We start from the raw sequence: 22,270 nt of genomic DNA on the forward strand, positions 1-22,270 counted from the left end.
TGGACAGGGCTGGCCTCGGGCGTCGGTGGCGGGTGCGTCTTCGAGTTTTACGCGACGATGACCGGATGGGGAAGAGTGTGCATGGCCCCTGATTCCATTGTGAATGCATTCATGTTTCGGGGGCTGGTGCGCTGGGGGAGTTTGCGCCGCCCGGACGTTGAACTCCTGACCCGTGTGTTGCGGGTGGAGAGAGAACACATGAAGCATTCGAAGTTGAGCCTGGCCCTGGCCGGGCTGATGGGCATCACCGCCATGGCGGCGGTTGATGACGTCATGGCAATGAATTATCACGTGCGGGACGATCGCGTCTTCCTCAGCGGCGGCGTCACCGTCGCCGACGTGGTGGCGCTGCCCGCGCTGCTGGCCAAGGCACAGGCTGAAGGCCGTCCGATCCGCGAAGTCGTGCTGCGCACATCCAATGGTGGCGCGCTGATCGCTGGCGAGTGGCTGCAGGCGGTGATCCGCACCCAGGGCCTGGACACCATCGTGTCCGGCCACTGCATCTCGTCCTGCTCGATCATGCAGTCCGGTGGCGTCAACCGTTACCTCGGCGGCGATCTGCCACTGGTCGACTCGGTGCAGATCCATGCCGCCAGCAGTGGCGGCAAGATCACCTATGCGCCGTCAGCGCGCATGACCCAGATCTACACAGGCAACTACGGCGGCGGCATGGATGCGGGCCTGTTGCACAAGGCGATGTATGAAGTGGTTCAACCCAATGGCCTGCTGGTATTCCGCGACCCGGCGCGCACCACGGGTACGTCGGTCACCTTCGATCCGGATGGCAGCGGCAGCAAGCTGGAGTCGTTCCCGAGCCAGGACATCCGCGGCAACAACATCATCAACACGGCAGGCTATCGCGATCCGGGCGACACCCTCCGTGTCACCAGCAACGTCAGCGGCGACATCAACCCGGGCTACCTGCGCACCGCGCGCCAGCTGCAGGCCTTCGTCGACGACGATTTCGCGCGCTGGAACACCGACTGGGCCAGCACCTACATCAACTACGCGGTGAGCCTGTACAACGTCTCCACGCGGGGGCCGAACGGCATCGGCACGCAGTCGCTGCAACAGCTGCTCGCCGATCCCGACCTCCAGGATGAGCTGCGCGGCCAGTTGCGGCTGGCCGATCTGGATGCGTCCACCCTGGCCAGTTCGGCGGGCGTGATCCGTGTCAGCAACGGCGCCACCTGGCGCACCGCCGAAACCACTGGCGCCGATTTCATTCTGGTGGACAACGGCACCATCGCACTGGAGGGTGGTGCGCTGCGCACCCCCGAACTGCGGGTGATGCCGGGCAGCATCGTGGTCGGCCATGGCGATATCGCATCGGTCGGCACCGACAGCGATGCGTTGCTGGATGGCACCGGCCCGTCCTACCGCGAGGATGGCTTCAACCGCCTGCGCGTGTTCGGCACGCTGATGCCGCGTGGCGGTGATCTGGTGACCCACGGCTACGTCAACATCATGCCCGGCGGGCAGGTGCTGTTCGATGTTACCGAAGCGGGTGGTGCCGGCAGTGGCCGCCTGCGCGTGGGCAGCTTCTACGATGGCGGCTCCGAGGAGGGCGCGCTTGTGATCGCGCAGGGCGCACATCTGGCGCTGAACGTGGCCCAGGGCTTCTATGCCGGCACCTACCGTCGCGACCTGGTGGAAGGACCGATCTACCAGGGGGGCTTCCAGGATGCCGTGCGGCTGGGCGATGCCGGTTACAGCGCCAGCATCACGGCCGGTGAAGTGTTCCGCCCGCGCCACAATTCGCTGCTCAGCTTCAACGTCAACCAGACCGCCGATGGCCTGTGGTTGACTGCCAATCCAGGCTTCGACCAGCTGGGCCTGTTCACCAACGGCACCTCCGGCGACGGCCTGGGGCGCGCGCTGGCCGCTGCATCGGACCGGCAGGACAGCGGCCTGAAGTCGTTGCTCGGCGCGCTGCAGTTCGCTGACCGAGATGTGATCGCACAGCAGGCTGGCGCCCTGCGCGGTGACGCGCACGCCAGCCTGCGCCTGGCCGACAATGCACTGATCGGCAGCATCGGCAACGTCGTGCAGCAGCACCAGGCAGCGATGCGCAGTGGCGGCGATGCAGACGGGTTGGCTTCGCAGGCGGCGCAGTCGGTCTCAGCGCAGCCGGGCATGCGCCATGGCAGCCTGTTCAATCAGCTGGCCATGCATCTGGTCGAGCCGGCGGGCGAGGCTGCTGGCGACAGCCGCGTGGCGGGGCGCAGCCATGGCCTGTGGGCACGCGGTTTCGCCAGCCATGGCCGCATCGATGCCGACGGCGGCGTGGCCGGCCTGAGCCACAACATCGGTGGCATCGTGGTCGGTGCCGACACCCGCGTGGCCGATGACCGTGTCACGCTGGGGGTCAGCGTGGCCGCGGCGGACATGTCGACCAAGGCCAGCGATGGCTCCGGTTTCAGTGGCGACGTACGCGCGCTGGATGTGGGCGGCTATCTGGATGCGACCTATTCGCGGGGCTATCTGTCGGCGGCCGTGCGCTACACCGACCTGCGGCATGACACCCGCCGCAGCCTTTCGGCCATCGATGGCCTGCAACAGCCGCTGCGCGCCCGATACAGCAACGATGCGATCTCGGCGCGAGTCGAACACGCGTTCTCCTTCACCACCGGCAAGGGCCTGGTGATCCAGCCGCTGCTGCCGGTGGTGGACTACGCGCGCACTTCGGCCACCCGCTTCAACGAGGGGCAGGGCGCCGGTGCGCTGCTCGGCCGCAGCGGCAGCCTGGAGAGCATTCGTGTGGGTGCCGGCCTGCAGCTGTTCAAGACCTTCGAGGGCAACAACGGCGAGCGCATCACCCCGCGTGCCCGCGTGGTCTGGCAGAAGGAACTGGGTGACACCCAGGCGCGCTACAGCACCGGCTTTGCTGCGGCCCCGGACCTAGTGTTTGGTGCCAGCAGCCAGGCCGTGGGTGAGCAGGTGCTGGCCTGGAACCTGGGCGTGACCAGTCGTGCCAGCGAGCGCCTGTCGATCATGGCCGACTACGTCGGTGAGCGCCGCGACGGGCAGATCCAGAACGGCGTGATGCTGGGCCTGGGCTATCGGTTCTAAGTGGTACCCGGCCCCGGCGATATGCGTATCGCCGGGGCCATCCCATCAGGGCAGGTGCTGCGGTATGGTCGGCAGGGAACTCCAGCCAGGCCCCGTCATGCAGATCGCCGTTTTCAGTGCCCGCCCCTACGATCGTCGTTTCCTCGGCGAGGCCAACCAGCGCGATGCGGCCGGGCAGGGCTTTGTGTTCGTGTACTTCGATGCCGCGCTGGACGTGCATACCGCTGCGTTGGCACAGGAATGCGCCGCGGTATGCGTGTTCGTCAATGACCGCCTGGACGCGCCGGTACTGCACGCGCTGCATGCGCTGGGCGTGCGCGCCGTGCTGCTGCGCTGCGCCGGTTTCAACAACGTGGATCTCGTCGCCGCGAAAGCGCTGAATCTTTTCGTGGCCCGTGTTCCTGCCTATTCGCCCGAGGCCGTGGCCGAGCATGCACTGGCGCTGGTGATGACCCTCAACCGGCAGACCCATCGCGCCTACAACCGCGTGCGCGAAGGCAACTTCATGCTCGATGGCCTGCTCGGGCGCACCCTGCACGGGCGCACGGTCGGCATCGTCGGCACCGGCAAGATCGGCCTGGCTACTGCGCGCATCTTCAGGGGCATGGGCTGCATCGTGCTGGGGCACGACCCGTATCCATCGCCGGCCTTCGCCGGCGTGGGCGACATGGTTGGGCTGGATGAACTGCTGGCGCGCGCCGATATCGTGTCGCTGCATTGCCCGCTGACGCCCGATACCCAGCACCTGATCAACGACGCCTCGCTGGCGCGGATGAAGACCGGCGCGATGCTGGTCAACACCTCGCGCGGCGGGCTGGTCGATACCCATGCGGTGATCCGCGCGCTGAAGTCACGGCGGCTGGGTCATCTGGCCATCGACGTGTACGAGCAGGAAAGCGCGCTGTTCTTCCAGGACCTCTCCGGCGAGATCATCGACGACGAGGCCTTCCAGCGCCTGATGACCTTCCCCAACGTGCTGGTGACCGGCCACCAGGGCTTCTTCACCGTGGAGGCGCTGCAGGAGATCTCGGCGATTACGCTGGGGAACCTGCGGGATTTCGCCGAGGGGCGGGTGTGTGCGAACCGGGTGGGGGATGAGTAGGCGTCGCGGCGCACTTGTAGGCGGGTAGGGTCTTTACTTTGAATGAATATCATATGAAGCTGGGGTGAAGGAGGGGCTTGCGCCTCTCTGAATCATAGGGGCGCAAGGGACGGCGCAGTTGCAGGTTGGCCGGAACATGACGCCAGGACAGGTCGGCGGATGTGCGTAGTCCGTTTGCCGACGCATCTGGAAAGAGGGATGTTCCATGCGCAATTGGCCGTTGCGGGGGGTGTTGGGGACGGTATTGGTGGGTATGGTCTGGTCGGCTGTCGCAAGCAGCCCGTTGACCCCGCATACCGAATACAACAAGCGGATCCGGACAGGTGAGATGCTCTCGCCGCTGACATCGGAACTGTTCGGCGAGAAGATCAATCCAAGCTCCGGCGCGACCGAGTTCGTGGTTACCGACGTTGAATTCCCTGGCAACTCTGCCTTGCCGGTGCGGCTGCAGCGCCGCTTGTCGATAGGCTCATTCAAGGACCGCCAGCCACTGGGCGGATTCGGTAGCTGGGACATCGATGTCCCCTTCATCGATGGGACGTTCGAAGCCACAAGCAAATGGAACATCGGGGGCAACGGGGCGACGCAACGCTGTGGTCAGCCCTTCTACCCGAAGGTTCCGACCATCGCGAATCTGTACGAAGTTTGGACCGGCAACAAGGCACACATCCCCGGTGGCTCCGACCAGGAGCTCCTCTATATCGGCGCAGCCGGCACGGTCAATCCGCGGCCGACCGATGGCGCCATCTACAACTGGGGAACGCGGGGTAATCTCCGTTTCTCCTGCCTGCCAGCCACCGCCAACGGCTATCCAGGTGAAGGATTTCTTGGGGTGGATGGCGAGGGCAACCGGTACTTCTTCGACGTGGGAATCGAGCGTTGGGTCGGGCCGATGGACTTCGGTGGCTCGAGCTTCGGAATGGTGCGGGTGTTGCTGATGGCAAGCCGGGTCGAAGACCGCCACGGCAACTGGGTCGCCTACGACTATGCCGGAGACAAGCTGGTCGGGATCCGAAGCAACGATGGGCGTGCCATCGACATCGCCTACGCTGGTGACGAAATCACCAGTGCGACCGCCAATGGCCGCACCTGGCGCTATGAGTACAACGCGCGAGCCGGGGCGCTGGGATTCGCGCGCTGGCCAAGCCTGCGCGCGGTGGTCCAGCCGGACGGTTCGCGTTACACCTATGAGTACAGCGCACCTGACGAGTTTGGCGGACTGAACCCCGAGTATGGATCCTGGGATGGAAACCCGACGCGTTGCACCAAACCATCGTTCATTCCTTCGACGTTTACGTTGGTCGCGACCCATCCAGCGGGCGCGCGCGGCGAATTCGAGTTTGAGTACGTTCGGCGCATCCGCACGGGTATCGGTGCAAACGCCTGCGCAAAACTGGGTACCCGTTACTACCAGCGCGCCTCGGCTTCGTTCGACCTCTATGCAATCAAGCGGAAGCTTTTGTCTGGGCCGGGGTTGAGCGCCCAGGCCTGGTCATTTGAAGGCGGCGGTTACGACTCGCGTGCCGATGCTGCGGTTTCCACCGTCGTTGAACCGGATGGCACCCGCCGCCATCGCGTGTTCGGAATCAAGATTGACGAGAACGAAGGTCAGCTGTTGGAAGAGGCTGTCCGCGCCCCTGACGGAACGATCGTCCAGGTCGTTAGCAACAGCTACGTTACCGAGGCGGATGCGCCCACGATGCCGTTCGCTGACAGCTATGGTCTGCTGTCTGCAGCGGATGATGCGTTCGCGGTGAGGGCGCGTCCCTTGAAGCAGTCCGTTCTCAGCCAGGATGGCGTCAGCTTCGTCAACACGACAGATCAGTTCGATGTGCATGTGCGGCCGGTGGTGCAGACCGAGAGCAACTCGTTGGGGCGCTCGCGGACGCTGAGAACCACCTACTTCGACGACACCGGCCGCTGGATACTCGGCCAGGTCGGGCGCAGTACACAGACCGTTGGTGGCGTCGAGATCGAGACCGAGCGCACTGACTTCGACGCGTTGGCGCGCCCGCAGCGTACCTACGCCTTCGGCATGCTGCAGCAGGCGCTGGGTTACCACGCGGATGGCACGCTCGCCTCCGTGACCGACGGCAACGGCAATGCCATTGCACTGGGCAGCTGGAAGCGTGGTCTGCCGCAGACTGTTGCGTACCCGGACGGCAGCAGTGCCTCGCTGCAGGTCGACGACAATGGTTGGGTGCGCACGGCGGTGGAGCCCAATGGTGCCAGCCGAAGCTTCGACTACGACGGGATGGGCCGGATCGTACTGGCGACCCAGGCCGCCAATGACAGCGTGGCCTGGAATCCTTCTACAACGCGATTCTTCCAGGTGCCGGGAGCGGAGATCGGGCTGGAAGCGGGACATTGGAAGCGCGAGTCCAGTACCGGCAACGCACGCGCGGTGACGTACTACGATGGGTTGTGGCGCCCAGTGTTGGAAGAGTCGTTCGACGCTGCGGACCGTGGCGGTACATTGCGCCAGACGGTGACCCGTTATGACAGCAATGGGCGCCTGGTTTTCACCTCCTATCCGACGCGCGCGGCGTCCGACTTCCGCTCGGCGCTGCCCGGCACCCATACCGGCTATGACGCGCTCGGGCGCCCCAACCGTAGCGAGCAGGACAGCGAACTGGGCCGGCTTGTCACGACCACCGAGCAGCTCGGTGGAGGCAGCGTAAGGGTGACCAATCCGCGCGGCATTGCCACCACCACCGACTACCTGATGTACGGCAAGCCCAGCCAGGACACGCCCATCCGGATTCTCCACGCTGAGGGAGTGGTGACGGAGATTCAGCGCGACACGCTGGGTAAGCCGCTGTCGATCCTGCGACGCAACGGCGATGGCAGCATCAGTGTGCGGCGGCAGTACGTCTATGACGGCGCCCAGCGACTGTGCAAGAGCATGGAGCCCGAAACGGGTGCGACCGGCATGGGCTATGACGCTGCAGGCAATCTGCTCTGGTCTGCCTCGGGCCTGACGTTGCTGGGCCCTCAATGCGACAGCGAGGCTGCCTATGCGTCGCCTTCACGGGCTGACCGCACCTACGACAGCATGAATCGTTTGCTGACGCTGCGCTTCTCGGATGGCCAGGGTGATCAGGACTGGAACTACTGGCCTGGCGGGAAAGTGAAGCGTGTGCAGACCCGCAACAACGGCGCCGTCACCACCAACGACTACACCTACAACCTACGCGGGCTGCCTACGTCCGAGAGCGTGGCCTACGACGGCGGCGAGCCCTGGGCACTGGGCTATGGCTACGATGCGAACGGCGCCTTGGCAACTCATGTGCAGCCGTCCGGCCTGACGATCGCCTACGGCCCGAATGCGCTGGGGCAGCCGACGCGCGCCGGAACCTTCGCCACCAACGTGCGCTATTACGCGAACGGCGGCATGAGCGGCTTCACCTATGGTAACGGCGTCGTGCATCAGATGACGCAGAACGCGCGCGGCCTTCCCGATCGCAGCACCGACAGTGGTGCCGGTGGCAAGGTCATCGATGATGGCTACGATTACGATGCCAATGGCAATGTGGCGGCCATCAGTGACGGCCTGCCGGCAGCCCCTGGAAACCGCGACATGCGCTATGACGGTCTGGATCGTCTGACCGCGGTGACGGCAGCCAGCTTCGGAAACGCAAGCTATGCGTACAACGTTCTGGACAACATCGTGGCCGCCAACGTCGGCGCGCGGCGGCAGTCCTTTGAATACGACTTCAACAATCGGTTGACGAACGTGCGGGATGTCGACAGTGGTGCGACCGTGACCGGGCTGGGGTATGACGCGCAGGGCAATCTGAAGATCCGCAACGGCGTGGCGTTCCGGTTCGACTATGGCAATCGCCTGCGCGAGGTCGATGGCAAGGAGGCTTATCAGTACGATGCACATGGCCGTCGTACCTTGGCCAGCGCAACCATTGGCAACATTCGCTCCCTGTATGGGCAGGATGGCGTGCTGCGCTATCAGCACGACCAGCGCCAGGCGAAGGGCTTTGACTATATCCAGCTCAACGGCAGCCTCGTTGCCAAGCGTGCTGTGGATATCGCGCCTGCAGCATTGGTCGTAACGGTTCCGGGTTACAGCGCGGACGGCGCGTTTGCGGTGCAGTGGGCAGCCGTTGCCGGTGCGCAGCGTTACGAGGTGCAGGAGTCGAATGGCGGAGACTGGCAGGCTGTCTATCAAGGGCCCGCGCTGAACGTTTCGCTGGCCGGGCGAAGCTCCGGCGTCTATCGATATCGTGGCCGTGCCTGCAATGGCACTGTCTGCGGCGCTTGGGGTGTGGAAGCCTCCATCCAGGTGGAGCTTGCTCCCACAGCTGCACCGGTGATCACCGCACCGGCACAAGGTATCAACGGAACCTATTCCCTAAGCTGGTCAGCGGTGCAGGGTGCTGCCCGCTTTGTGCTTGAAGAGGCCGTGGGTGATGGTTGGAATGTGGCCTTTGATGGCTCTGGCCGAACCTATCAAGTGACCAGCAAGCCTGCAGGCACCTATCGCTATCGGGTCAAAGCATGCAATCCACAGGGCTGCGGCGCCTACTCGGCCGAAGCGGCGATTACCGCGCTGTATGCCCCATCCGTGCCGACAGTGTCCGTGCCCGCCGCGAGCTACAACGGCAGCTACACCCTCTCTCTTTCGAGTGTGGCTCAAGCCAGTAGCTACCGCATTGAAGAGCAGCTCAACGGTGGCACGTGGACAGAGATCAACAGGATCAGCGGCACTCAGCTGGCCATCAGCGGACGAAGCGCTGGTAGTCATGCCTATCGTGCGTTCGCATGTAATGACGCCGGGTGCAGTGCGGCCAGTTCAACTGCGAACATCGTCGTGACGCTGCCCCCTGTCCAGGCAACGGGGATCAACCTTGGCGGCACGAGTTACAGTTCCACCGTGAGCATGTGGTGGGGTGCGATTCCCGCAGCGACAAGCTATCAGTTGATGGAACAGTTCAATGGTGGTGGCTTCGGCCTTGCTCAGGAGGATGGCGCTACCTCGGTGGCGCGTGGCGGCCGTTGGCCTGGTCAGTGGGATTATCAGGTGCGTGGTTGCAATGTTGCTGGATGCGGCCCATGGTCGGCGGTAGCGGGTGTGCGCGTGATTGGTCCTCCGGCCGCTCCCGAGATCCGGGTGCCTGGAACAGCGGGCATGGGAGTGGGTTACTCCGTCGCGTTGCTGGAAGTGGCAGAGGCGTCTCGTTACGAGATCGACGAGAGCACCGACAATGCCAACTGGAGCACCATCGCGGGTGAACGCAGCGTCACCCTGAGCAAAGGCGGTGGTGGGACGTTCTTCTACCGTGGTCGTGCCTGCAATCCTGCCGGGTGCGGGCCGAGTTCCGTGTCGGGTCAGATCGTCATCTCCAGTGCGCCTCCGGTTCCGACCGGCGTGAGGATCGCCAAGAATCAACCTCAGCTGTGCTCCATCGTCTGGAATATTTCCACTGGTGCAACCTACTACCAGGTGCGTTCGTCCCGCGGTGGTGCGACCTATACGACCACGGGGGCAGGCTACGAGCTGGACACTCGATGCGATGCAGCCTACGTCGTTCGTGCCTGCAATGCGCAGGCGTGCTCGGCCTGGTCGAACTGAGGTGGACTCGATGGACGCAGGAATGAGGACGCTGCTGATTCGGACCGCTGCCGGGGCCGCGCTGATTCTGGGTGGGCTGTTCAATCAGGCTGCTGCGGAGACGATTACCTATATCCACACCGATGCGTTAGGGTCACCGGTCGCTGAGACTGACTCAGCTGGCATCGTTATCCGACGTACCACCTATGAGCCCTATGGTGCTGTGATTGGTGGGTCCGTCGCTGATGGGCCTGGTTATACCGGGCATGTGACCGATGCCTCGACAGGCTTGAGCTACATGCAGCAACGGTACATGGATTCACAGTTGGGTGTGTTTCTAAGTGTGGATCCTGTATCGGCTATGCGCGATCCGGTGGGCGCATTCGGACGCTACAGGTACGCCAATTCGAATCCCTACCGCTACTTTGATCCCGATGGCCGACGAGCGTGTGGCAAAGACACAGGCTGCCAGTTGGAGCAGGGGGCGCTTGGCGGTTCCTCCGGAGTGAGCAGGTCAACAGCGGGAGTGAGGAGCACTTCTATCGGTGGGCAGCGTCTCGTTGCAGACGAGACGATCAACCGTTCCGCAGGTGCCAATGGGACAAGTGAACTGGTGCGGAATTGGAGCCTTTCTCAGGTTTCGCCAAGAGGTGGTGCGATAGTCCAAGATATTTCAGTTACTGTTGAGGCGTTTGACAGGGCAGGGCATCGCATCGTGGGTCTTCCATCCACTCGCTACTGGGAAGCTTGGACGGTGTCTCCAGGGAGTTCGGTTCCTACACCCTATGGACAGGATACATTCAAGGTCAACAGGCTTCCGAGTGAATGGTATAGGGGAAAGGTGACCTGGTCTGGAAGTGCTAGGTTCTATGAGGGTTTGAGTTTGCCTTCTTCCTTTGTGCCTGGTGGAGTAGGGTTCGCAGGAGTACTTCCTTCAACATCAGTTGATCCGAAATTGAGTACTTCCTCGGCGACGCCTTCGGTAGATGTTAGATTTCAAGTGGAATGGCCTTGATGAGTTATTCGGGTATTGGAGGGATGTATGGAAGTGTTTGCACTTTTTTTTGTTCTCAGTGTTGCATCTGTAGGAGGTGGTCAGGACGTTAACCGAAGTGTCACTTCATCAGTTCATGAGATAAAAGCGCAACCTACCGCCGATGGAAGGGCTCTGGGTATGAGTGCCTTGTTCGAATATCTTTCGGGTCTCAGGAAGGAGGAAGTTAATGAAGTCAACAGCTCGACAGTGCGCGAGATCGCTTCACTTCTAGATGTTGATGGCGATGTGGGGCGGTTTTACGCATCGAAGACATTGGCAGTGCTTGGATGCCATTCTCGAGTGGCGCTGCCTCTTCTCCATGATGCAATTAAAAAGACAGAACCCATTGAGTCCAACTTGGGACCGCTGGTTCTTGCACCAGCAGTAAGCCCTCGCGAAGAGATTGAAAAGGCGATCAAAGCCATAGAGGGGACATCAACGTGCGAATTGCCACCGGGGCCGTAGGTTCACCCCCTGGCAGGCTGGGAAGGTGGCGTGGGTTGAGAGTGTGACTCAATGACTGCGGACGTTCTGAGGGGCCAGTAGGCAATTGTCCACCCGTGGGGGTAATTGACCACAGCGAAAAGTTGCTGCTATGATGCCCAGCTAAGCCGGAATAGCTCAGTTGGTAGAGCGGCGCATTCGTAATGCGTAGGTCGCAGGTTCGACTCCTGTTTCCGGCACCATGTTTGATGGAAAGCCCCGGCCCTGGTCGGGGCTTTTTTGTGCTCCGGTAGTGCCGGCCGCTGGCCGGCAACCCGTAGTGCCAGCCCATGGCTGGCAGGTCGCGATTTCCGAATCTCGGGGGGGGGCAGCTCGCCCCTCCGGCTTCCCAGACGCTTACCTCCTCGCCCTGTTCCTGACTTGGCAACCGCAGCCGGTCATTCCTGTGCTATGAGTACACGGCCTTGCTTCGAGGCTCTTTCAGGGATTGGAAGGATGCGCAGGTTCGGGGGAACTGCAGGCGGTGTGTCGACCCGCTTCAGGAGGATTGAAGATCGAGTTCGGAAGCTGGGGGCATTGGGCGCTTGGCTGTGCTGCGTGCTGCTGATCGGCCTTGGCGTGTCGCCAGCCGCAATTGCCCAAGCGACGGTCACCTACATCCACACGGACGCGCTGGGCTCGGTCGTGGCCGAGAGCGATGCCAACGGCAACGTGATCAAGCGCTATGACTACGAGCCCTACGGAGCCGTAGTCGGTGGTCAGGTCACGGACGGACCAGGGTATACGGGGCATGTGAGCGACTCGACCACCGGGCTGAGCTACATGCAGCAGCGGTACATGGATCCGCAGTTGGGGGTGTTCCTGTCGGTGGATCCGGTGACGGCGTATGAGCAGCCGGTTGGGCAGTTCAATCGGTATCGCTATGCCAACGGGAATCCGTACAAGTTCACTGATCCTGATGGACGGCAGGCGATTCCGATGCCGGCCCCTTACATCCTCCCCATCCCGGTTCCCAACCCCGGTGGAAACATCCAGCGCAGTGAGGATACATCCGGGGGGAATCGCGAGAGCGGGCCAAGTGGAAGGCCAACTTCGAGACCCACTGAACGTCCCGCAGGTCGGGATACAGTTCGGCGGGGGCGAGACGGGCAGCCAATACCCAATCGTTTCCCCGACCGACCACTACCCACTAAGCCCAATGGTGAGCCTGCACCAGAACCGGATGCGGCTGGCCCGCATACGCAACTGGGGCAGCGAGATGGTAGAAATGGAAAGTACGACCAGGCGAGAGAATTCGACGGTCACGGGAGGCCGGTAAAGACTATTGATTTTACTGACCACGGCCGGCCGGGCAGTCATACGAACCCGCACGAACATCCTTATGGGCCGAGTGCTACCGGGGGCACTCCTTCACGCGGACCCGCGCGGCCGCTTAACGGAGGCGGATAGTCATGACGGTAAACGCTTGGGACTTCCCAATCACGGGAGACAGGGTAGTTGAGGCGTTAAGAGATAACTTCAGCACGAATGATATTTGGCTGCTATCGCATTTGGATGTCCCTTCGGGAGCGGAGTCAAAAGCGACCTTGGGTCATCTTCGAGAGCGGATGGTGAACAGGCCGTTAGAGGTGTCTACGGGTGATCTGTGCGATGCGCTTGCCGGCGCGCCGCAAGTATGGGTACTGGACATCCGGCTATCATCCGACCACGAAGTCCAGCTCTACATTGAAGATGGTGAGGTATTTGAGGAGAGTCTGGACAGGATGGTCGGAACCGGAAATATCGCTGGACCGACAGACCCGGGACTGAGATGAAATGTAGGTTCGACTCCTGTTTCCGGCACCAGTTGTAGAAAAGCCCTGGCCTTTGGTCGGGGCTTTTCGTTGGGCCGATTAGCGGCGCGACGCCATCAACGCCGCGCCATCCCCGCATCCTTCGCCAGCCACCACGCCAGCTGCCGGATGTAGCCACCTGCAGCTCCCGCCAATGCGCCGATCAGCAGGCGTGCGAGCACTCTGATCCCGCGCGCGGCCCGCTCCCGCACCCAAGGCAGTACCGCCACCACCTGCGCACCCAGCAACAGCATCAGCACGTCCAGCCCCAGCGCATCCACCACCGGTAACAACGGCAGCAGATCCGGATTGCAGGCCAGCACGATCACCAGCGCAGCACCCAGCACGGCCATCAGGCGGCGCCCGGCGGGCAGGGTGTTCCAGTGCAGGAGTCGGTTGATCAGGCGCATGGCATTCCTTGTGTCATCTGCGGGAATCCTCATCAGGCCCGATCGGCCGCACCGGCTGCCGCAGCACGGTTTTCAACCGCGCTGCGTCGGTCCTGCGCGGGTCGCTGAGGTAGATCTCATGATGGGGGCCGGCAAAGGTGTATCCCAGTGCGGGCATCACTTGGTCATGCAGCTGCGCCAGGATGGGGCCTTCGTCGTCGTAGGCGCCCACGTGCAACGTCTGCAGGCTGGGGCCTTCGGCAAGGCGTTCATGGCGGAGGCTGGGCGGCGCATCTCCCAGCTTCGCGCGCGCGTTGCTGATCGCCGCTTGCCACTGCGCAGGCCGGATGTCCTCAGGCGTGCGGATCATCACGGTCCAGGCCCACTCATCCTTGCGCCGCGCGACGAAGCTGGCCGGGTTCTCGGCACTCCACAGTGCTTCCAGCGGTGGCACCACGTAGTCGCGCCCTTCGGCCTTCAGCGCGAACTTCAGTGCATAGCTCACCGAATACAGCCACTGCACGGCCTGCAGGTAGGCGGGGGCCGTGTTCGGGTCGCCGCGACCATCGACCATCACGTAGGGAATGGGCGGTACATCCACGCGTACGAACCTGCCGGCGGGCGGTTGATAGAGCGCCCGGTCGCGCTTCTTGAAGTCGATCTTGTCCACGGGCCTTCCTCCTGCGCCGAGCATCCCACGCCAGGCACCCGTCAGCACGCCTGAACAGGTTCAGGTGACTTTGCCGAACGAGGGCGGACTGCCGGCCAGCACCTGATGCCAGGATGCCGCCCGCGGGCGTCCTGCCCGCCGCGCGTGCGCGGTGCGACAACGTGTCGCAGCCAGATTCGGGCCTTTCCTGCGCTCGATCAATGTCAATGCCTTTCTTAAATGGTGGGCGACGGCCTAAAATTGAAAGGCTGACTCGACCCCACCTCCCTGCCTGTCTTCCGGACCGGTGGGACCGGCTTTGGCCGGAACAGGCAGGGACGGGGAACGGCATTCCCTCGCAATTGGATCGACCGATGATTCCGTTGAAAACCCTTGGGCGCTGGTTGCGCCCGGGCCTGCTGCTGTCGTTGCTGGTGATGCTCACCGGCTGCGATGCCGTGGCCATCCTCAGTCCGAAGGGCCAGATCGGCCAGGATGAGAAGACCCTGCTGATCACGGCCACCGTGCTCATGCTGCTGGTCGTCATCCCGGTCATCATCATGACCCTGACGTTCGCGTGGAAGTATCGCGCCTCCAACACCAAGGCCCGCTACGAGCCGAAGTGGTCCCACTCGACGGCGATCGAGGTGGTGGTGTGGTCGATCCCGTGCATGATCGTGCTGGTCCTGGCGGTCCTGACCTGGCGCTCGTCGCACGCACTGGACCCGTACCGTCCGCTGGATTCGGACGTCAAGCCGGTCACCATCGAGGCGATCTCGCTGGACTGGAAGTGGCTGTTCATCTATCCGGAAGAGAAGGTGGCGGTCGTCAACGAAATCAAGTTCCCGGTCAACACGCCGCTGAACTTCAAGATCACGTCCGATTCGGTGATGAATGCGTTCTTCATCCCGCACCTGGGCAGCATGATCTACTCGATGGCTGCGATGGAGACCAAGCTCCACCTGATCGCCAACGAGACCGGTGAATTCCCGGGCATGTCCTCGCACTACAGCGGCGCGGGCTTCGCCAAGATGCACTTCACCGCCTACTCGGTCACTGATGCCGAGTACCGCCAGTGGCTGGACCAGGTCCGCGCCGGCGAGCAGACCCTGGACAAGGCCTCGTTCAAGGCCCTGGGTGAAGCACGCAACGCCGAGTGGTATCCGGTCACTTACTTCGGCAAGACCGAAGAAGGCCTGTTCGACTGGGTCATCGCCAAGCACATGGGCGACAACAAGCATTACGGCATGAAGCACTCGCATGCTGGTGCCGCCGCTGCCGATGCCGCCACCCATGAAGCGCACGAGGGCCACGCCCCGAGTGACGCGCATGATTCCAAGGAATCGGGTGAAAACCTGGATGCCACCGAACACGAACACGCAGGCCATTCCGGCCACGCGGGTTCGGGAGAATGAACATGTTGGGAAAACTCTCTCTTGAGTCGATCCCCCACGATCCGATCGTGCTGACCACTCTGGTCGGCGCGGTTCTTGGTGGCCTGGGCGTCGTCGCCCTGATCACCAAGTTCAAGCTGTGGGGCTATCTGTGGAAGGAGTGGTTCACTTCGGTGGATCACAAGAAGATCGGCGTGATGTACCTCATCGTCGCCTTCGTCATGCTGCTGCGCGGTTTCTCCGACGCCATCATGATGCGTACCCAGCAGGCCATCGCCGTCGGTGGTTCCGAGGGTTACCTGCCGCCGCACCACTACGACCAGATCTTCACCGCCCACGGCGTGATCATGATCTTCTTCGTGGCGATGCCGCTGATCACCGGCCTGATGAACCTGGCCGTGCCGCTGCAGATCGGTGCGCGCGACGTCGCGTTCCCGTTCGTCAACTCGCTCAGCTTCTGGCTGTTCGTGTCCGGTGCGGTGCTGATCATGCTGTCGCTGTGGATCGGTGAGTTCGCTGCCACCGGCTGGCTGGCGTTCCCGCCGTTGTCGGGCATCGAATACAGTCCAAGCGTCGGCATGGACTACTACATCTGGGGTCTACAGGTGGCGGGTTTGGGTACCACGCTCAGTGGTATCAACTTCTTCATCACCATCCTCAAGATGCGCACCCCGAGCATGAAGCTGATGCAGATGCCGGTGTTCACCTGGACCGCCCTGGTGACCAACGTGCTGATCGTCGCGGCCTTCCCGGTGCTGACCATCACCCTGGTGCTGCTGACCCTGGACCGTTACCTGGGTACGCACTTCTTCACCAATGACGGTGGCGGCAACGCCATGCTGTACATCAACCTGATCTGGATCTGGGGTCACCCGGAGGTGTACATCCTGGTCCTGCCGGCGTTCGGTGTGTTCTCCGAAGTCATCGCGACCTTCTCGCGCAAGGCGCTGTTCGGCTACAAGGGCATGGTCTACGCCACCGCCTGCATCGGCGTGCTGTCGTTCATCGTGTGGCTGCACCACTTCTTCACCATGGGTTCGGGTGCCAACGTCAATGCCTTCTTCGGCATCACGACGATGATCATCTCGATCCCGACCGGCGTGAAGATCTTCAACTGGTTGTTCACCATGTTCCGCGGTCGCGTGCACTTCACCACCCCGGTGCTGTGGACGATCGGCTTCATGGTCACCTTCGTCATCGGCGGCATGACCGGCGTGATGCTGGCGATCCCGGCCATCGACTTCGTGCTGCACAACAGCCTGTTCCTGATCGCCCACTTCCACAACGTCATCATCGGCGGCGTGGTGTTCGGCATGTTCGCCGGCATCACCTACTGGTGGCCGAAGATGTTCGGCTTCCGCCTCAATGAGTTCTGGGGCAAGTGCGCGTTCTGGTGCTGGTTCATCGGCTTCTACGTGACCTTCATGCCGATGTACGTGCTGGGCTTCATGGGCATGACCCGCCGCCTGCAGAGCACCGTGAACCCGGCCTACGAGCCGCTGCTGCTGGTTGCTGCCTGCGGCGCGTTCATCGTCGGCGCCGGCATCCTGTGCCAGATCATCCAGGTGGCCGTGTCGATCCGCGACCGCAAGAAGACCGTCGACCTGACCGGCGACCCGTGGGATGCCCGTACGCTGGAGTGGGAAACCTCCTCGCCGCCGGCCTTCTACAACTTCGCGACGCTGCCGGAAGTCACCGAGCTGGACGATTTCTGGGAGCGCAAGCAGCGGGGTGAAGCCTGGCCGAAGCCGGCCAAGTACACCGACATCCACATGCCGCGCAACACCGGCACGGGCGTTGTCATCGGTGCCTTCAGCCTGGTGTTCGGCTTCGCGATGATCTGGCACATCTGGTGGCTGGCCATCGTCGGCTTCGTCGGCATGATCGCCACGTTCATCTACCGCACCTTCGACCAGGACGTGGACTACTGGGTCCCGGCCGCCGAGGTGGAACGCATCGAGAACGAACACCGCAAGCACCTGGAAGCCCAGGGCCTGGTGAAGTCGGAGCTGAAGGCATGAGCACCAATACCTCGACCCTGAGCCACGGGCACGCCGCGCATGCGGCGGCCCATGGCCATGACGACCACGAGCACCACGATACCGGCGGCAACACCGTCTTCGGTTTCTGGGTGTACCTGATGAGCGACTGCCTCATCTTCGCCTCGCTGTTCGCCACCTACGTGGTGCTGGCAGGCGGTACCGATGGCGGTCCCACCGCGAAGGACCTGTTCGAGCTGCCGTTCGTGGCGTGGGAAACCGCGCTGCTGCTGACCTCGTCGCTGACCTTCGGCCTGGGCATGATTGCCATGCACCGCAAGCAGATGGGCCAGATGTACCTGTGGCTGGGCATCACCTGGCTGCTGGGCTTCGGCTTCATGTGCATGGAAGTGTGGGAGTTCCAGCACCTGATCCATCAGGGCTACGGTCCGGACCGCAGTGCCTTCCTGTCGGCGTTCTTCGCCCTGGTCGGTACCCACGGCCTGCACGTCAGCGCCGGCCTGCTGTGGCTGCTGGTGATGTTCGTGCAGCTGAAGAAGTACGGCCTGACCCCGACCAACAAGACCCGCATGGCGTGCCTGAGCCTGTTCTGGCACTTCCTGGACCTGATCTGGATCGGCGTGTTCTCCGTCGTCTACCTCAATGGAGCGCTGTAATGGCACATGACAACCATGCACACGACCACGGCACCGGCGGCGAAAGCCACGGCAGCGTGAAGTCGTACCTGATCGGCTTCGTGCTGGCGGTGGTGCTGACCGTCATCCCGTTCTGGATGGTGATGTCGGGCGATTTCTCGCGCACCGTCAACGGTGTGGTGATCGCGGTCACCGCGGTGCTGCAGATGCTGGTCCACCTGGTGTTCTTCCTGCACCTGGACCGCTCTTCGGAAAGCCGCTGGAACGTCAACGCTGCGGCCTTCACCGTCGTGGTGATCGGCATCATCGTGATCGGCACCCTGTGGGTCATGCACAACATGAACGTGCACATGATGCACTGACGTCCTCGCGACGTTGCCACGCAGAAAGGCCGCCCTCGGGCGGCCTTTCTGGTTTTCCGTTGTCCGGTAGTAGTGCCGGCCGCTGGCCGGCAATTGCGGGACGCCGGCCAGCGGCCGGCTCTACCCGTGGCTCCACCCCGTGCGTGGAGGAGCCGCGCGCCTCACCCCACCCGGCGCAGGAACTCCTCGGGCTCCATCGGCCGCCCCAGGTGATAACCCTGCAACTGGTCGCAGCCGAGCTCGCTCAGGTATTCGCGCTGTGCCTGCGTCTCCACGCCTTCGGCCACCACCTGCAGCTGCAGGGTGCGGCCCAGCGCGATGATCGACGAGACGATGGCGGCGTCCTCGTCATTGCGCTCCAGGTCGTGCACGAACGCACGGTCGATCTTCAGTTCGGTGGCTGGCATCCGCTTGAGGTACAGCAGGCTGGAGTAGCCGGTACCGAAATCATCGATGGCGATGTGCACGCCCATTGTGGTCAGGTCGCTGAGGATCGCCAAGCTGGCATCGACGTCCTTCATCGCCGTGGTCTCGGTGATCTCCAGGGTCAGCCGTGCCGGTTCGATCCGGTGCCGCTCCAGCACCTCGCGCACGCTGTCCAGCAGTGCCGGCGAGGCGAACTGCAACGGCGACAGGTTCACCGCCATGGTCCATTCCGCATGCCCGGCATCGTGCCATGCCCGCAGTTGCGCGCAGGCCTGGTCCAGTACCCAGTCACCGATCGGCAGGATCAGGCCGCTGCGTTCGGCGATCGGAATGAACACATCCGGCGCCAGCAGCCCCAGCTCCGGGTGCTGCCAGCGCAGCAGCGCCTCGGCGCCGGTGGCCGGTGCGCCCGCGGCCGGAAATTTGGGCTGGTAATGCAGGATCAGTTCGTTGCGGGCGATGGCCTTGCGCAGGTCCTGCAGCAGGCGCAGCTGGCGATTGGCACTGAGCTGCATCGAGGGCGTGAAGAAGGTATAGCCGTTCCGCCCGGTTTCCTTGGTGTGGTACATCGCCGCATCGGCGTGCGCCATCAGCTCGCGCTCGTTGCTGGCGTCATCCGGGTACAGGGCGATGCCCAGGCTCGCGCTGACCTGCAGTTCGGCCGCATCCAGCGTGAACGGCTCACCGGCGGCGGCAATGATGCGCTCGGCCACCACGACCGCATCGTCGGGAATGTCGATGGCCAGCACGATCACGAACTCGTCGCCGCCGAGACGGGCGAACGTGTCCTGCGGGCGCAGCAGGCCGCCGATGCGCTGCGCCACCGCCACCAGCAGGCGGTCGCCAAGCTGATGGCCATAGGCATCATTGACCGCCTTGAAGCCATCCAGGTCGCAGAACATCACCGCCACCGCATGATTGCGGCGCCGCGCCTTCTCGATAGCCTGCTCGATGCGGTCCTGCAGCAGCATGCGGTTGGGCAGCTGGGTCAACGGGTCGTGCAGGGCCGCCTGGATCAGCTTGTCGTTGGCGTGCGCCAGCGAATCGGCCAGCAGCCCGGTGCGCACGCGCATCTGCCGGTCGAACAGCGAGGCCACCAGGGCGATGCCCAGCGTGGCCACGGTGGTGACGATCACCAGCACCGCCAGCCAGCGCGTGTCGATGCCGCCACTGCCGACGGCGCCACAGAGGCTGCCTTCCGGGAAGCGTGCCGCCGCCATGCCGGTGTAATGCATGCCGACGATGGCCAGGCCCATCACCAGCGATGCGAGCGCACGCAGGAGGAGGGTGCGGCGCTGCTCGGCGCGCAGGCGGAAGGCGATCCACAGGGCGGCGCCAGCGGCACCGATGGCCACCGCGATGGAGGCGGCAAACCAGCCCGGGTGGTAGTCGATGCCGGGCTGCATGCGCATCGCTGCCATGCCCAGGTAGTGCATGGCTGCGATGCCCAGGCCCATCAGCACGGCCCCGGCCAGCAGCCGGCGCCACGGCAGGCTGGGGCGCGATACCAGCCACAGCGCATAGGCCGAGGCACCGATCGAGACCGCCAGCGAGTACAGGGTGATGCCGAGGTCATAGCCCAGCGGGATCGGCAGGTCGAAGGCCAGCATGCCGATGAAGTGCATCGACCAGATGCCCAGGCCCATGGCCGCCGCGCCTCCGGCCAGCCACCAGCGCGCCACGCGCCCCTCGGCGGTGGCCAGGCGCCCGGCCATGTCCAGCGCCGTGTACGAAGCAAGAATGGCCACCAGCAGGGAGATGATGACCAGGCTCTGACTGTAACTGCCAGTCATGTTGAATCCAGTGGGGGAGGAAGGGGGCGCCCGCAAGGCGCACGCCCGCGACCCCTATCGGCGCGGGTGGGCAGGACTTGAGCGGTCGCAGCAGCTGCGACCCGGCTCGGCTATCCTGCCACGCCTGTTCCCGTTGCTGGAAATCATCCGATGGCCAAAGCCCGCACCGCCTACGTCTGCAATGAATGCGGCGCCGAATTCAGCAAGTGGCAGGGCCAGTGCACCGAGTGCAACGCCTGGAACTCGTTGTCGGAAATCGTGCTGGAGAGCGCGGCGGCGGCCAAGGCACCGGCGTCGCGCCGGGCAGGCTGGGCCGGCAAGATCGATCCGCCGAAGATCACCGCGCTGAAGGATGTGGAGCAGACCGAGCATCGCCGGGTCTCCACCGGCATCGGCGAGTTCGACCGTGTGCTGGGCGGCGGCCTGGTCGAAGGCGCGGTGGTGCTGGTGGGCGGCGACCCGGGCATCGGCAAGTCGACGCTGCTGCTGCAGGCGGTGGCGAAGATGGCCGCTGAACTGCCAGTGCTGTACGTCACCGGCGAGGAGTCACTGGCGCAGGTGGCTGGCCGTGCGCATCGCCTGGAGCTGCCGCTGGACGGCGTCAATGCGCTGGCCGAGACCGGGGTCGAGTCGATCCTGCAGCACGCATCCAAGGCCGGCCCGCGGCTGATCGTGGCCGATTCGGTGCAGACCCTGTGGACCGAGAGCCTGACCGCTGCGCCCGGTTCGGTCAGCCAGGTGCGCGAGAGCGCGGCGCGGCTGGTGCGGTTTGCCAAGGAAACCGGCACTGCCGTGTTCCTGGTCGGCCATGTGACCAAGGAGGGCGGCATCGCCGGCCCGCGCGTGCTGGAACACATGGTGGACGCGGTGCTGTACTTCGAGGGCGAGAGCGGCAGCCGCTTCCGCCTGTTGCGCGCGTTCAAGAACCGCTTCGGTGCGGTCAACGAGCTGGGTGTGTTCGCGATGGGCGACAAGGGCCTGAAGGAGGTCTCCAACCCCTCGGCGATCTTCCTGTCCGGCGGCAGCACCCATCAGCCGGGCAGCTGCGTGATGGTCACCCGCGAGGGCACGCGGCCGCTGCTGGTGGAGGTACAGGCGCTGGTCGACGCATCGCCGCTGTCGAACCCGCGCCGTGTCGCGGTCGGCCTGGAGCAGAATCGCCTGGCCATGCTGCTGGCAGTGCTGCATCGCCATGGCGGCGTACTGGTCGGCGACCAGGACGTGTTCGTCAATGTGGTCGGTGGCATCCGCGTCCAGGAGACCGCCGCCGATCTACCGGTGCTGCTGGCGGTGTTGTCGTCGCTGCAGGATCGGCCGCTGGCGGAGAAGACCATCGCCTTCGGCGAGGTGGGCCTGTCCGGCGAGATCCGCCCGGTGCCCAATGGCGAAGACCGCCTGCGCGAGGCCGCCACCCATGGCTTCAAGCGCGCCATCGTGCCCAGGGCCAATGCGCCCAAGGGCGGTTCGGTGAAAGGCATGGAGGTGATCGCGGTAGAACGCCTGTCCGAGGCCATCGACGCGGCGTGATGCCAGCCCTGTAGAGCCGAGCCCACGCTCGGCTGCTTTCTGT

Annotated in this window: 14 protein-coding genes and 1 tRNA gene; 12 read left to right on the top strand and 3 right to left on the bottom strand. The window is 63.7% G+C overall.

All coding sequences use genetic code 11. The features are described 5' to 3' along the window. Positions 1-198 precede the first annotated feature (198 nt). The 7 genes from AB839_RS09340 to AB839_RS22080 all read left to right on the top strand — a co-directional run bounded on the left by AB839_RS09340 (position 199) and on the right by AB839_RS22080 (position 12,669). Positions 199-3,072 carry an autotransporter outer membrane beta-barrel domain-containing protein gene (locus AB839_RS09340; protein ID WP_061479136.1) on the top strand — a complete coding sequence of 958 codons (2,874 nt, stop codon included), beginning with the start codon at positions 199-201 and terminating at the stop codon, positions 3,070-3,072. Between the two features lie 97 nt (positions 3,073-3,169). Beyond that, positions 3,170-4,174, top strand: coding sequence for a 2-hydroxyacid dehydrogenase (locus AB839_RS09345; RefSeq protein WP_061479137.1), 1,005 nt, complete (start codon positions 3,170-3,172; stop codon positions 4,172-4,174). A gap of 205 nt (positions 4,175-4,379) precedes the next feature. Then, on the top strand, positions 4,380-9,761 hold the full coding sequence (locus AB839_RS09350) for an RHS repeat protein (protein ID WP_156476634.1): 5,382 nt from the start codon (positions 4,380-4,382) through the stop codon (positions 9,759-9,761). 22 nt (positions 9,762-9,783) lie between these two features. Next, positions 9,784-10,755 (top strand): RHS repeat-associated core domain-containing protein, encoded by a 972-nt coding sequence (locus tag AB839_RS21100; RefSeq protein WP_241776759.1) that lies wholly within the window; start codon positions 9,784-9,786, stop codon positions 10,753-10,755. 27 nt (positions 10,756-10,782) lie between these two features. Continuing rightward, entirely contained in the window at positions 10,783-11,241 is a 459-nt protein-coding gene (locus AB839_RS21520; RefSeq protein ID WP_156476635.1) for a hypothetical protein, read from the top strand. A gap of 145 nt (positions 11,242-11,386) precedes the next feature. Then, positions 11,387-11,462 (top strand) — tRNA-Thr (locus tag AB839_RS09355). 253 nt (positions 11,463-11,715) lie between these two features. Beyond that, complete coding sequence (locus AB839_RS22080) at positions 11,716-12,669, top strand: RHS repeat-associated core domain-containing protein (protein WP_342668044.1); 954 nt, start codon at positions 11,716-11,718, stop codon at positions 12,667-12,669. Positions 12,670-13,129: 460 nt separating this feature from the next. Here the strand turns inward: AB839_RS22080 and AB839_RS09365 are convergent, their stop codons facing one another. Together AB839_RS09365 and AB839_RS09370 are read right to left on the bottom strand one after the other, a co-directional pair. Then, positions 13,130-13,462 carry a hypothetical protein gene (locus AB839_RS09365; protein ID WP_061479140.1) on the bottom strand — a complete coding sequence of 111 codons (333 nt, stop codon included), beginning with the start codon at positions 13,460-13,462 and terminating at the stop codon, positions 13,130-13,132. A 13-nt stretch (positions 13,463-13,475) separates the two neighbouring features. Continuing rightward, positions 13,476-14,111 carry a GyrI-like domain-containing protein gene (locus AB839_RS09370; protein WP_061479141.1) on the bottom strand — a complete coding sequence of 212 codons (636 nt, stop codon included), beginning with the start codon at positions 14,109-14,111 and terminating at the stop codon, positions 13,476-13,478. Positions 14,112-14,464: 353 nt separating this feature from the next. Here AB839_RS09370 and cyoA point away from each other — a divergent pair, with 353 nt between their 5' ends. From cyoA to cyoD, 4 genes are read left to right on the top strand one after another with little or no spacing between them, the layout of a single operon-like run. After that, the gene (gene cyoA / locus AB839_RS09375; protein WP_061479142.1) at positions 14,465-15,505 is read left to right on the top strand and encodes a ubiquinol oxidase subunit II; all 1,041 of its coding nucleotides are present in this window, start codon (positions 14,465-14,467) and stop codon (positions 15,503-15,505) included. 2 nt (positions 15,506-15,507) lie between these two features. Beyond that, on the top strand, positions 15,508-17,505 hold the full coding sequence (gene cyoB / locus AB839_RS09380; protein ID WP_061479143.1) for a cytochrome o ubiquinol oxidase subunit I: 1,998 nt from the start codon (positions 15,508-15,510) through the stop codon (positions 17,503-17,505). Further along, positions 17,502-18,140, top strand: coding sequence for a cytochrome o ubiquinol oxidase subunit III (cyoC, locus tag AB839_RS09385; RefSeq protein ID WP_005408583.1), 639 nt, complete (start codon positions 17,502-17,504; stop codon positions 18,138-18,140). Before cyoB ends, cyoC begins: the two co-directional genes overlap by 4 nt. After that, on the top strand, positions 18,140-18,481 hold the full coding sequence (cyoD, locus tag AB839_RS09390) for a cytochrome o ubiquinol oxidase subunit IV (RefSeq protein WP_005415725.1): 342 nt from the start codon (positions 18,140-18,142) through the stop codon (positions 18,479-18,481). The genes cyoC and cyoD overlap by 1 nt, the downstream gene beginning before the upstream one ends. Before the next feature lie 161 nt (positions 18,482-18,642). Here cyoD and AB839_RS09395 read toward each other — a convergent pair whose 3' ends face one another. Next, positions 18,643-20,700: a bifunctional diguanylate cyclase/phosphodiesterase gene (locus tag AB839_RS09395; protein ID WP_061479144.1), complete on the bottom strand. Its 2,058-nt coding sequence runs from the start codon at positions 20,698-20,700 to the stop codon at positions 18,643-18,645. A gap of 150 nt (positions 20,701-20,850) precedes the next feature. On the opposite strand from AB839_RS09395, the gene radA reads away from it, so the two are divergent. Further along, a complete protein-coding gene (radA, locus tag AB839_RS09400) occupies positions 20,851-22,227 on the top strand; it encodes a DNA repair protein RadA (protein WP_061479145.1) in 1,377 nt (458 codons plus the stop codon). Positions 22,228-22,270 lie beyond the last annotated feature (43 nt).

The sequence above is a fragment of the Stenotrophomonas sp. DDT-1 genome (assembly GCF_001580555.1).
Taxonomy (GTDB): domain Bacteria; phylum Pseudomonadota; class Gammaproteobacteria; order Xanthomonadales; family Xanthomonadaceae; genus Stenotrophomonas; species Stenotrophomonas sepilia.

Excerpts from the sequence above, each read along its gene's own strand:
- AB839_RS09395 (WP_061479144.1), bottom strand. The coding sequence starts at position 20,700 with ATGACTGGCAGTTACAGTCAGAGCCTGGTCATCATCTCCCTGCTGGTG.
- cyoB (WP_061479143.1), top strand. The coding sequence starts at position 15,508 with ATGTTGGGAAAACTCTCTCTTGAGTCGATCCCCCACGATCCGATCGTG.
- cyoC (WP_005408583.1), top strand. The coding sequence starts at position 17,502 with ATGAGCACCAATACCTCGACCCTGAGCCACGGGCACGCCGCGCATGCG.
- AB839_RS09345 (WP_061479137.1), top strand. The coding sequence starts at position 3,170 with ATGCAGATCGCCGTTTTCAGTGCCCGCCCCTACGATCGTCGTTTCCTC.
- AB839_RS09340 (WP_061479136.1), top strand. The coding sequence starts at position 199 with ATGAAGCATTCGAAGTTGAGCCTGGCCCTGGCCGGGCTGATGGGCATC.
- AB839_RS21100 (WP_241776759.1), top strand. The coding sequence starts at position 9,784 with ATGAGGACGCTGCTGATTCGGACCGCTGCCGGGGCCGCGCTGATTCTG.
- cyoA (WP_061479142.1), top strand. The coding sequence starts at position 14,465 with ATGATTCCGTTGAAAACCCTTGGGCGCTGGTTGCGCCCGGGCCTGCTG.
- AB839_RS22080 (WP_342668044.1), top strand. The coding sequence starts at position 11,716 with ATGCGCAGGTTCGGGGGAACTGCAGGCGGTGTGTCGACCCGCTTCAGG.
- AB839_RS09365 (WP_061479140.1), bottom strand. The coding sequence starts at position 13,462 with ATGCGCCTGATCAACCGACTCCTGCACTGGAACACCCTGCCCGCCGGG.
- radA (WP_061479145.1), top strand. The coding sequence starts at position 20,851 with ATGGCCAAAGCCCGCACCGCCTACGTCTGCAATGAATGCGGCGCCGAA.
- AB839_RS09350 (WP_156476634.1), top strand. The coding sequence starts at position 4,380 with ATGCGCAATTGGCCGTTGCGGGGGGTGTTGGGGACGGTATTGGTGGGT.
- cyoD (WP_005415725.1), top strand. The coding sequence starts at position 18,140 with ATGGCACATGACAACCATGCACACGACCACGGCACCGGCGGCGAAAGC.
- AB839_RS21520 (WP_156476635.1), top strand. The coding sequence starts at position 10,783 with ATGGAAGTGTTTGCACTTTTTTTTGTTCTCAGTGTTGCATCTGTAGGA.